Consider the following 11,472-nt stretch of genomic DNA (forward strand, 5'->3'; position numbering starts at 1 on the left):
AGCGGACCCTGACATGACCAGCACCGTCGATCTGAACTGCGACCTCGGAGAGAGTTTTGGCCCGTGGGAAATGGGCAATGACGCCGCCATGATCGAGCTGGCGACATCGGTCAACGTCGCCTGCGGCTTTCATGCCGGTGACGCCGACATCATGCGGCGGACGGTCGAGATGGCGAAGGCCAAAGGCGTCAGCGTCGGCGCGCATCCCGGCTATCGCGATCTGCATGGCTTCGGTCGGCGTCCGATGCCGGGGATGAAATCATCGGAGATCGAGAACCTCGTCGCCTATCAGATCGGCGCCCTGCAGGCGATCGCCACCGCGGCCGGTCACAAGGTCACGCATGTGAAGGCACACGGCGCGTTGTCCAATGTCGCCTGCGAGGACGACATGACGGCGAACGCCATCGCCAAGGCGATCAAGGCCGTCGATCCGAGCCTGATCTTCGTCGTGCTCGCCAACTCCAAGCTGGTGACCGCTGGCGAGAAGGCCAATCTGAGGATGGCTCACGAGGTGTTTGCCGATCGCGCCTATGGCGACGATGGACTCCTGGTGTCGCGCAGCAAGCCCGGCGCCGTGCTGCACGATCCCAAGCTCATCGCCGATCGCGTCGTGCGCATGGTTCAGGACGGCGCGGTGATTTCGGTGACTGGCAAGGTGATGAAGATGCGGACCGACACCGTCTGCATCCATGGCGACACCGCCGGAGCGGTCGAGATTGCGCGGGAGGTCCGCAAGGCGCTCGACGCGGCCGCCATCACGGTCGCGCCGTTCAAGAGGTGATGAGAATCAGAACGGATGCGTGAAAGACGTGCCCAGGGTGATCGCGGCAATCAGCGCCATCGCGCTGTAGAAAGCAACCAGCGCGACGGTTGCGCCGCGCTCGCGAATGGCGCGGGCCTGGGGCATCCGTCGCAGGGGCGTCGATATCGTGCGCATGGCCGGTCTCCTGAAGTTCCGGCCATGAGAAAAGCGTTCTCGCGAGCCGGTGCAAGGTAACCGGCGAAATAACGACAAGCCCCCTGTTTCGGGTCCGCTTGGAACCAAAAAATTCTCGGCCGATGTTGCGACCGAGAATATTCTCCGCCGGGTTCCAGCTCAGTAGACGTCGAGCTGGAACCGGCCCTTCTTCTTGAGGTCCGCGACGAAACTCACCGCCTCGTCCGTCGAACGCGCGCCGAACTGGGCGACGATGTCGACCAGGGCGCGCTCGACGTCCTTGGCCATGCGCTTGGCGTCGCCGCAGATGTAGAGATGGGCGCCGTCGGCGAGCCAGGTCCACACCTCGCGGCCGACCTCGCGCATGCGGTCCTGGACGTAGAATTTCTTGTCGCCGTCGCGCGACCACGCCAGCGACAGCCGCGTCAAGAGGCCGGCAGTCTTCATGGCGTTGAGCTCGTCGGCGTAGAAGAAGTCGCAGTCGCTGCGCTGATGGCCGAAGAACAGCCAGTTCTTGCCCGGCGCGCCGGTCGCCCTGCGGTCGTGCAGGAAGGCGCGGAACGGCGCGACGCCGGTGCCGGGACCGACCATGATGATCGGCGTCTTCGGATCGGCCGGCAGCGCGAAGCCATGCGCCTTCTGCACATAGACGCGCAGCTTGTCGCCGGGATTGATCCGCTCGGCCAGGAAGGTCGAGGCAAGTCCCAGCCGCTTGCGCTTGCCAACGACGTAGCGGACGCAGTCGACCGTCAGCGACAGCTTGCCGGGCGTGGCATTGTGCGACGACGAGATCGAGTAGAGCCGCGGTTGCAGCGGCTCCAGCGCCTCGACGAAGGCCTCGGGATGCGGCCGGACGCCGGAGAACTTCTGCAGCACCGCCATCACATCGAGCGTTGCCGCGTCGCCATCGGGATCCTCGCCCTGCGCCAGTTGCCGCGCCTTCTCGCGGGTCGCGCCGCCGGTGATGAAGGAGATCAGCTCGAACAGCGAATCCGGCGCCGGCGCCAGCGAGACGTCTTCGAGCAGGCACTGCCGCAGCGGCTTGCCGTTCACCTCGGTCATGTGCGAGGCGCCGAGCAGCGCGATGATCTGATCGACGAGGCCGAGATCGTTCTTGGCGAAGATGCCGAAGGAATCGCCGACGACGTAGTCGAGCCCGCTCTCTCCGAGATCGAACTCGATGTGCCAGGTCTCCTTCTCCGAGCCCGGCTTGTTGAGCAGACGCCGCGACAGGAACGTCGCCTCGACCGGATTGTCGCGCGAGCGACCGGGCTCGCTGACGACGACGGAGACGGTGGCCGGCGCAGCCGCAGCGGGCTTGGCCGCGGCCGGAGCCTTGTCGATCTCCTCGTAGAGCGCCTTGAGCATCCGCGCGGTTTCCTTGCCGCCGGGGACGCACAGGTTGAGCCGCGCCTCGCTGCGATCGGCAATCGCATCCGAATAGTCGCTGCAATTATAGCCGCATTGGCCGCAGTCCTGCTGTGCCATGGCCGCCATCATGCGCCGGCGCAGCGGACGGCCCTCGGCGAGCTTCATGCGCTCGCCGATCGGCATGGTCTGATCGTGCCATGGCGCCTCGCCGTCATCACGGTCGCCCGCGGGCGCGAGCACGGCGCCGTTCTGCGCAGGCGACAATGCCGTCGCGCCGTCGAGACCGAGCGCTCCGGCCAGGAAGCCGTTGAGCCACGAGCGCTGCGCCTCGGAGAATGGCGCCGTCGGAGGAATGATCTCGATCTTGGACATGGGCGTGATCTGGTTCATGCTGAGACCTCCGACGAGATCTGGGCTTCGGCGAGATTGCGCAGCGCTTCGCCGTCGTGACGGCGTGCGAACGACAGGAAGGTCTCCTCGGGCGAGGCGCGATGGGCGAGATAGGCCTTGAGCAGCTTCTCGACGGTTACAGGCGCATCCGCCGCCTTGAGGTCACGATAGACCTCGCGGCCGATGTCGGCCTGCGGGCCGAAGCCGCCGCCGGCGAACAGATGATAGCCTTCGACCGTTTCATCGCCGTCACCAACCGGCACCTTTGCCGCGATCATGCCGATGTCGCTGATGTAGTGCTGGGCGCAGGAGTGATGACAGCCGGTGAGATGGATGTTCAGCGGCGTGTCGACGTCCACCCTGCTCTCGCACCAGTCGCCGATCTCGGCCGCATGTTTCTTGGTGTTGGATGCTGCGAACTTGCAGCCGGCGTTGCCGGTGCAGGCGATCAGTCCGGCGCGGATGTACGAGGCCTTGACCGACAGTCCGATCTGCTCGACTGCGGCGCAGGCCAGCGCGACCTTGTCGTCGGGAACGCCCGAGAGCAGCAGGTTCTGCCAGACCGTGAGCCGGATCTCGCCGTCGCCGAGATCGGCTGCGATCTTCGCGAGCGCACGCATCTGATCCGTGGTCAGCTTGCCCAGCGGCAGCACGACGCCGATCCAGTTCAGCCCCTGCTGCTTCTGCTTGTGCACGCCGATATGGGCCATCCGGTCCGAATCGGGACGCGGATTGAGCGCCTCGTCCGGCACGCGCGTGAGCTTGCGGCCGAGCCTGGCCTCGACGGCTTCCATGAACTTGTCGTGGCCCATGCTGTCGAGCACATATTTGAGCCGCGCCTTGAGGCGATTGGTGCGATCTCCGATCTCGATGAACAGCCGCACGACGGCGTCGGCCACCTCGGTCGCCCGCTCCGGCTCGACGATGATCCCGGTCGGCTTGGCGAAATCCTTGTGGCCGGTGATGCCGCCGAGGCCGAGCTTGAACCACACGCCCGGCGCAACGCCGAATCCGTCCTTCACCTCGACCGCCGAGAACGCGATGTCGTTGGTGTCCTCCAGCGCCGCGATCCGACCGGCGCCGTCGAAGGCGACATTGAACTTGCGCGGCAGGCCGTAGAGCGAGCGGTCGTTGAGGATGTGGAAGTGCCATTCGCGGGCATAGGGCCGCGTGTCCAGCAGCTCCTGCGGATCGATGCCGGCGGTCGGCGTGCCCGTCACGTTGCGGATGTTGTCGGCGCCGGAGCCGCGCGCGGTGAGGCCGAGATCCGACAGACCTTCCAGCAGCATCACGGCATGCTTGGGCGGGATCTCGCGTAGCTGCAAATTGGCGCGCGTCGTGACGTGGCTATAGGGACCGCAGAGCCGGTCGGCGAGGTCGGCAAGCCCCGCGAGCTGCCAATGCTTCATCACGCCGTTGGGAATGCGCAGGCGGCACATGTAGGAGTCCTGCGCCGGCGCGACATGGAACAGGCCGTAATAGCGCCAGCGGAAATTGTCCGCCGCGGACGGCGCAGCATTGCTGCGGGCCTGCTCCTTCAGCCGCTCATAGGCATCGAACGGGTGCAGCTCGCGCTTGACCTTCTCCTGGTCGGCGAGCTTGCGCCCGGATGCGATGACCTTGTCCTGCGCCTTGATGTGAATGGCGTCGGGCCCGGTCGGCTCGGCAGCCGTCGTCGCAGCAGCCTGCCCGCGGCCGGGGAGCGTGACCTTGAGGCCGGCGGCGAACCCTTCGAGGTAGCGCTTCTGCTCGTCGTTGAAGTCGACTGACAAGGGTTCGATTTTCATGATGGCGGACGAAGCTCCAGCGGCCAGGACGAATGGCGTTTGCGGATGGGACGAGGATCGCGTCGTCGAACGGCCGATGGGGCGCGGTTCAAATGAGCGATCCGACCAGCTTCGTTGCTGCGGAAATCCGATAATGGACTGCAGTCAGCGGCATCTGTGGCGGCTGACCGCACTGCAATATTCAAATTGCGTGCCAGCCGGGACAAGCAGGAAATGTAAGAGAATTCAGAGGGCTGCTCAAATCGGCGAACCCGCGCTGGCAGGCTCAAGCCCTCAAATGCGGGCACTTCGCCCAAAACTTGATCGGCGGAGCGAGTTGCCCAAATTAAGTACTGAGTGGAAGACTCAGGCCGTCCAGCGGCCGATCTTGAAGGCCTTGAGGTGGCCGATCACGTCGTCCGCCGCGAAAGGCGGACCGGCGAAGGCGCCGACGGCGCCATCCGTGCCAACCGCGGCCGTGCCCATCGCCGCGTCGTAGATGTCCGGCCGGAACACGCCCATGGCGGTGCCCAGGGCTTCAGCGCTGAGGGGAGTCTGGCCCCACCGCACCATCTGGGCATAGAGCCAGGCCGCCTGGATCTTCTCGGGCCGTCCCGCCTCTTCCCGGCCCACCAGCAGATAGCGCGAGCTTTCGCGGAAGGTGCCGTCCGGCGAGATCTTGAGGCGGCCGTCCAGCGTGCGCTGGAGCACCTCCGCATTGACGCCGATCCGCTCCGGCTGGGCTAGGATACGTGCGGCTTCTGCGTGGTTCTGCTCGATGAAATCGGCGGCCTTGGCGCAGGCGCGGACCAGGCCGGCGAGGGCGCCGGGATTCTTGTCAGCCCAGCTCTGCCTGACCGCCAGCACCTTTTCGGCCGCGCGCACCAGCACGTCAGACACGAAGTGGAGAATATGGCCGATGCCGAGATCGACCGCGATCGAGTTCCACGGTGCTCCGACGCAGAACGCGTCGACGTGACCGTTGGCGATGCTCTCCACCATGTAGGGCGGCGGCAGCACCACGAGACGGACGTCCTCATCGGGGTCGACACCGCCTGCGGCCATCCAGAACCGCAACTGATAGTTGTGGGTCGAGAATGGGAACGTCATGCCGAACGTCAGCGGCTCGGCGCCGGCCTTGCGCCGTTCAGCGACGACGCGCGCCAGGGCCAGCGCCGTCGCCATCGGGTTGAAACGATCACCCTCGAGGTGGGCCATGATTGCCGCATGCAGCGCCGGCGTCACGGTGATCGCGTTGCCGTTCACGCCGAGATTGAACGGCGCGACGATCGGAACCTTGACGTGGCCGATACCAAGACTGGACGCAATGGCCACCGGTGCCAGCAGATGCGCGGCATCGAACAGGCCAATGTTGAGCTTGTCGCGGACGTTCGACCAGGAGACCTCGCGGACGAGGGTGACGTCGAGCCCCTCCGCGGCCGTGAAGCCCTTATCGACGGCGACGATCAGCGCGGCGGCATCGACCAGCGGGATGAAGCCAATGCGAAGCGGGCCGGTCATTTCAACATCTCCGAGGCGGTCAGGATCGATTGCGCGATCTCGCCGATCTTCTTCTTTTCGCGCATCGCTGTGGAGCGCAACAGCACATAGGCTTCCTCTTCGGTGAAGCCCTTCATCTTCATCAGAATGCCCTTGGCGCGGTCGATCACCTTGCGGTCTTCGAGCGCGGACTTGGTGCGCTCGAGCTCGTCCTGAAGCTTGGAGAACGCATTGAAGCGGGAGATGCAGAGATCGAGGATCGGCTTGATCCGCTCCTTCTTCAGGCCGTCGACGATGTAGGCGGAGACGCCCGCCTCCACCGAGGCCTGGATCGAAGCCGCGTCGCTCTGGTCCACGAACATCGCGATCGGCCGGCGGACGGCGCGACTGACCTGGAACATCTGCTCCAGCACGTCGCGGCTCGGGTTCTCCAGGTCGATGACGATGACGTCCGGATCCAGGGCATAGATGCGCGCCAGGAGACCTTGCATCTCGCTGACATGCACGACGCCGGTAAAGCCCGCTTCCCGCAAGCCTTCCTCGAGGATGGCCGCGCGGATCGGGCTTTCGTCGACGATCACGATTTTAGGCGATTGCTCGGCGCTCATCGATCACCAGGTTGTCCGGGCCCTCACCCATAGCATGGACGTGGCCGCGTCAAAGCCTTGTCTTTCTGGGCAATTCGGACTAGCTGACGCCTATCTCATCAGGCAGTTCCAAGATGCAGCAGGGTTCGGCGCCCAAGATCAGCTTTGTTTCGCTCGGATGTCCCAAGGCTTTGGTCGATTCCGAGCGCATCATCACGCGCCTTCGCGCCGAGGGCTACGAGCTTGCCCGGAAGCATGACGGCGCCGACGTCGTCATCGTCAACACCTGCGGGTTCCTCGACAGCGCCAAGCAGGAATCCCTGTCGGCGATCGGCTCGGCCATGGCCGAGAACGGCAAGGTCATCGTGACCGGCTGCATGGGCGCCGAGCCGGAGCAGATCGAGCAGGCCTATCCCGGCGTGCTGTCGATCACCGGCCCGCAGCAGTACGAGAGTGTGCTGGACGCCGTCCACCGCGCATCGCCGCCTGCGCACAACCCTCATCTCGACCTGGTTCCTCCGCAGGGCATCAAGCTCACGCCCCGGCACTACGCCTATCTGAAGATCTCCGAAGGTTGCAACAACCGCTGCACCTTCTGCATCATCCCGAAGCTGCGTGGCGATCTGGTGTCGCGCCCCGCAGCCGACGTGCTGCGCGAGGCCGAGCGGCTGATCGCGGCCGGGGTCAAGGAACTCCTGGTCATTTCGCAGGACACCTCGGCCTATGGGCTGGACCTGAAATATGCCGAAAGCGCCTGGAAGGACCGCAGCGTCCGGGCTCGCTTCCTCGATCTGGCGCGCGAGCTCGGCGAGCTCGGCGCCTGGGTCCGGCTGCATTACGTCTACCCCTACCCGCATGTCGACGAGGTGATCGGCCTCATGGCTGACGGTAAAATATTGCCTTATCTCGACATCCCGTTCCAACATGCCAGCCCGAACGTCCTGAAGGCGATGCGCCGCCCGGCGGCGCAGGACAAGACGCTGGACCGGATCAAGGCGTGGCGGACCACCTGCCCTGACCTTGCGCTGCGCTCGACCTTCATCGTCGGCTTCCCCGGAGAGACGGACGCCGATTTCGCCTATCTGCTGGACTGGCTGGATGAGGCCGAGATCGATCGGCTCGGATGCTTCAAATACGAGCCTGTGGCCGGCGCGACCTCCAACGCCCTACCCGACCAGGTCCCGGACGCGGTCAAGCAGGAGCGCTGGGACGCCCTGATGGCTCGCCAGCAGAAGATCTCGGCACGCCGGCTCAAGCGCAAGGTTGGAACGCGTCAGCAGGTGATCATCGACGAGGTCGGGCCAAGCGTCGCCAAGGGCCGCACCAAGGCTGATGCCCCCGACATCGATGGCGCCGTTTATCTGTCCAGCCGGCGGCCGCTGCGTGTCGGCGAGATCGTCACGGTCAAGATCGAGCGTGCCGACGAATACGACCTGCACGGCACGGTTGCTGGGTTCTAGCGCGGCTCTGTCGCGTCTCGGGCCACCCGCCGGGAACTCGGGGTAATCGCAGACGGGCGTGTAAATGAGTCCTGGACCTGCGACCGCCCCTCAGTGCGAGGAGCCCGTGGTGCGAACCGACCAGAGATTCAGCAGGCGAAGCGCCTCGTCCTGCTTCAGTTCGAGATATTTGTTCTTGAGCTTGGTCAGCTCGTCGGGGGGCGTTGCACCTGAAACGAACCGGCTATCGAGGATCGCGGCAACCGTGACCCAGCTCAGTCCAGCGGCCTTGCACGGCACGAGAATGCCGTCGCTGCGCAGGCTCTGCATCAGCGGCCGTACCAGCTCGATACTGCATTTCGCGAGCTCCGCGATGGCCGCGATCGTCTCGCCGTAGCGCCGCTGGCGGGCAAATTCGAGCAACTCGGCCTCGGTGAGCTTTCCGCCCTGTTTGAGTTGGCCGATCGCCGCCTTGGCGCTGCCGCCGACGCGGTTTCGTGACATATCGCGCTCGGCGTCGAGCGTGGCCGCTGAAATGGCGCTGCGGATTTCCTCGTAGAGATGCGGCGGCGCCGAGGCGAGCAGGCGCACCCTCACCGCCTCCGTCGCGCGCTGCAACAGGGTCCTGCGCAAGGCTGCCGGCAGATCGGCGCGGATGCCGGCCGCGACCGTGAGCTCCGCATCTCCAGCCGCTTGCGCCACGATGGCGGCAAATCCGGCGGGAGACACCCGCGCACCGGGATTCTTCATCAGTTGCCGGCTCACGCTCGGATAGCGTCGCGCGAGCAGCGCATCGGTGACGATCTCCTGCAGCCACCAGCGCCCGGCGATCGCCACCAGGTGCTTCTCGCTGCGCGTCTGCGCGATCTCGATCAGATCCTCGCTGCTCAGCCGCGGCGATTCCGAAAGCACCGGCCCCGCGACGGCGATGTCGTCATGATGAGCCAGCCGCCGGATCACGCCAGCCGGCGCCTGCGGGATCGGGGCAAGCTGGGCGCTGAGTTCGGCGAGTGCGATCCGGGCACCGACGTCGGCCAGCGCGCGCAGCTCGATGGTGTTGACGAGACGCTCGAAGACGTCGGCAAACAGCGCGTGCTGCTCGATATCCAGGCTGCCGGCGGAGGCGACGAACAGGGAGGCGACCCGCTCGGCCACGCCGGAGCAGCGGTCGGCTGAGCCGGTGGCTATGGCCGCCTGCACTTCTTCGGCGATCGTGAGATGGGGGTTCGACATCGCTCATCCTGAGCAGCTTGCATTTTCAAGCTGGCCGGCAAAGTAAACGCAGCCGCTAAATGTTTGGTAAAGTTGTCACTAAAGCGCGAGACCCGAGATTGGATCGTGCGGCCTTCGCGCCGGCCGGCGCTTCCCTCGCCGCTTCCCGGAGCGGCGGCCCGTATTGCACCCTGCAGGCCGGCATCTTGACACCGGTTGCGATTTGCCTGTATGGCCGCCGCATGATCTTCAACCGGACCAACCGCCGCGCCGCCGTTTGCCGTCGTCACCGCCGTGACGATGCCGGGGCGCGCCATGTCCGAAGACGTTGCTGATCAGCTAGCTCATCAGCTCCAGGTTTTCGAGAAGGCCGCTCCCGCAAAGGAGCGGCCTTCTCGCTTTTTGGCCCACCGTTTCACCCCTGAGCACAGGAGATTGCACATGCTGACCGCCTCCCATCCCTACGACGCTCTGATGGAGATCACGGCGCGTCCGCGCACCGTCTTCGTTCAGGGCAAGGGCTCCTGGCTATGGGACGACGACGGCAAGCGCTATCTGGACTTCATCCAGGGCTGGGCCGTGAACTCGCTCGGCCATGCGCCGCCGGAGCTGGCCAGCGCGCTCGCCAGCCAGGCGGCGCGCCTGATCACCCCGAGCCCAGCGTATTTCAACGACACCAGCCTGCAGTTCGCCAAGGCACTCGTCGACCGCTCGTGCTTCGACCAGGTGTTCTTCACCAATTCGGGCGCCGAAGCCAATGAAGGCGCCATCAAGCTCGCGCGCAAATACGGCGCTCTGCGCAAGAACGGCGCGTATGAGATCATCACCTTCGAGGGCGGCTTCCACGGCCGCACGCTGGCGACGATGTCGGCTTCTGGCAAGAAGGCGTTCGAGCCGCTGTTCGAGCCCAAGGTCCCGGGCTTTCCAAAGGCACGCCTGAACGACATCGCCTCGGTCGAGGCCCTGATCTCCGACAAGACGGTGGCGATCATGCTCGAGCCGATCCAGGGCGAGGCCGGCGTGTGGCCCGCGACGGACAGTTTCCTGCAGCAGTTGCGGGCGCTGACCACCAGGCACGGGCTGCTGCTGATCGTCGACGAGATCCAGACCGGCATGGGCCGCACCGGAAAGCTGTTCGGCTATGAGCACGCCGACGTCCTCCCGGACATCATGACCTTGGGCAAGGGCATCGGCGGCGGCGTTCCGCTCGCCGCCCTGCTGGCGACCGAAGCGGCGTCTTGCTTCGAGCATGGCGATCAGGGCGGTACCTTCAACGGCAATCCGCTGATGTGTGCGGCGGGACTCGCCGTGCTCGACGTCATCGAGAAGCCGGAGTTTCTGAAGGCTGTCACGGACAACGGGATCTATCTGGAGAGCGAGTTGCAGCGCATCTCGGCAAGGCACGGCCTGGGCGAAGTGCGCGGCCGCGGTCTGTTGCTTGCGCTCGACGTGATCAGGCCGATCGCGCCGGCGATCGTCGCGCATGCCTTCGAGCTCGGCCTGCTGCTGAACGCGCCGCGTCCGGATGCGCTGCGCTTCATGCCGGCCCTCAATGTGACGCGCGATGACATCGCGGCGATGATCGACACGCTGGACGGAATCCTGACCAAGGTCGGCGCTGCGCGCTGCGTCGCCTGATCGAATGCCGTTCGGGACGCAGGCTCCGTGCCATACGCGAAGCCTGCGTCCCGCTGCCTACAGATGAGGCACAAACATCGAGGTCGGGCTCGCCGCCATTTGACCTGGATCAAGGACAGCCGTCCCTCTGAACAACGATCCTGATCGCGCCAAACACCTGCGATCCGATGACTTACGTTATATCTATACTGATATAGCGTTGTACGGGATGTGATCAGCTCGGAGGAAAGAGGCTTGCCGGGACCAAGCTGATGATCATCCGCCGACAACGAGGTCGGCACCATAGAGGAGATGCAAGAATGGCGAGAGACAATCTGGCTCGGGCGTTGCCGGTCGAAGACAGCGGCAGCCAAATCGCCCTGGCCGCGACCGAAGAGGTGCTGATCCACGTTCGCTTCTTCCCGAACTCGGACATCAACTCGATCGGCGAGAAGCCCGCCAGCCTGACCGCCAATGAATGGTATGAGCGCCTGCTCGACATGGCGCGTCCGCATTATCAGACCTTCGCCGGCGGCCGCGGCTTCTTCCGCATCCCCCGCCCCTGTTTCGAGGCGATCCTGAAGGGCGTTGCTGCCTGACGTCGGCTCTCTCTCCGGATGAGGCCGCGAGCGTCCTCTCTGCCTCATCCCTGT

10 protein-coding genes are annotated in these 11,472 nt (G+C 65.2%); 4 read left to right on the forward strand and 6 right to left on the reverse strand.

The features are described 5' to 3' along the window. Positions 1 to 13: 13 nt before the first annotated feature. A complete protein-coding gene (locus ACQR0U_RS06610; protein ID WP_434843026.1) occupies positions 14 to 781 on the forward strand; it encodes a LamB/YcsF family protein in 768 nt (255 codons plus the stop codon). A gap of 6 nt (positions 782 to 787) precedes the next feature. Here ACQR0U_RS06610 and ACQR0U_RS06615 read toward each other — a convergent pair whose 3' ends face one another. The 5 genes from ACQR0U_RS06615 to ACQR0U_RS06635 form a co-directional block, all read right to left on the reverse strand. Then, positions 788 to 937 (reverse strand): hypothetical protein, encoded by a 150-nt coding sequence (locus ACQR0U_RS06615; RefSeq protein WP_316188350.1) that lies wholly within the window; start codon positions 935 to 937, stop codon positions 788 to 790. Between the two features lie 159 nt (positions 938 to 1,096). Next, entirely contained in the window at positions 1,097 to 2,698 is a 1,602-nt protein-coding gene (locus tag ACQR0U_RS06620; protein ID WP_316188351.1) for a sulfite reductase subunit alpha, read from the reverse strand. Next, positions 2,695 to 4,485: a NirA family protein gene (locus ACQR0U_RS06625; RefSeq protein ID WP_434843025.1), complete on the reverse strand. Its 1,791-nt coding sequence runs from the start codon at positions 4,483 to 4,485 to the stop codon at positions 2,695 to 2,697. Before ACQR0U_RS06625 ends, ACQR0U_RS06620 begins: the two co-directional genes overlap by 4 nt. Before the next feature lie 345 nt (positions 4,486 to 4,830). Further along, a complete protein-coding gene (locus ACQR0U_RS06630) occupies positions 4,831 to 5,985 on the reverse strand; it encodes a CmpA/NrtA family ABC transporter substrate-binding protein (protein WP_434843024.1) in 1,155 nt (384 codons plus the stop codon). Next, a complete protein-coding gene (locus tag ACQR0U_RS06635; RefSeq protein ID WP_008965342.1) occupies positions 5,982 to 6,572 on the reverse strand; it encodes an ANTAR domain-containing response regulator in 591 nt (196 codons plus the stop codon). Before ACQR0U_RS06635 ends, ACQR0U_RS06630 begins: the two co-directional genes overlap by 4 nt. A 113-nt stretch (positions 6,573 to 6,685) precedes the next feature. Between ACQR0U_RS06635 and rimO the strand changes: the two genes are divergently transcribed. Further along, positions 6,686 to 8,011, forward strand: a complete 1,326-nt coding sequence (rimO, locus tag ACQR0U_RS06640; RefSeq protein WP_316185052.1) for a 30S ribosomal protein S12 methylthiotransferase RimO — start codon at positions 6,686 to 6,688, stop codon at positions 8,009 to 8,011. 90 nt (positions 8,012 to 8,101) lie between these two features. On the opposite strand, the gene ACQR0U_RS06645 is transcribed toward rimO, so the two are convergent. After that, the gene (locus tag ACQR0U_RS06645; RefSeq protein WP_316167943.1) at positions 8,102 to 9,223 is read right to left on the reverse strand and encodes a DUF2336 domain-containing protein; all 1,122 of its coding nucleotides are present in this window, start codon (positions 9,221 to 9,223) and stop codon (positions 8,102 to 8,104) included. 420 nt (positions 9,224 to 9,643) lie between these two features. Here ACQR0U_RS06645 and ACQR0U_RS06650 point away from each other — a divergent pair, with 420 nt between their 5' ends. Beyond that, the gene (locus ACQR0U_RS06650; RefSeq protein WP_315751588.1) at positions 9,644 to 10,840 is read left to right on the forward strand and encodes an acetylornithine transaminase; all 1,197 of its coding nucleotides are present in this window, start codon (positions 9,644 to 9,646) and stop codon (positions 10,838 to 10,840) included. A 299-nt stretch (positions 10,841 to 11,139) separates the two neighbouring features. Then, positions 11,140 to 11,418, forward strand: coding sequence for a hypothetical protein (locus ACQR0U_RS06655; RefSeq protein ID WP_315711990.1), 279 nt, complete (start codon positions 11,140 to 11,142; stop codon positions 11,416 to 11,418). Positions 11,419 to 11,472: the final 54 nt, after the last annotated feature.

The sequence above is a fragment of the Bradyrhizobium sp. HKCCYLRH3097 genome, from assembly GCF_051167875.1.
Lineage (GTDB): Bacteria > Pseudomonadota > Alphaproteobacteria > Rhizobiales > Xanthobacteraceae > Bradyrhizobium.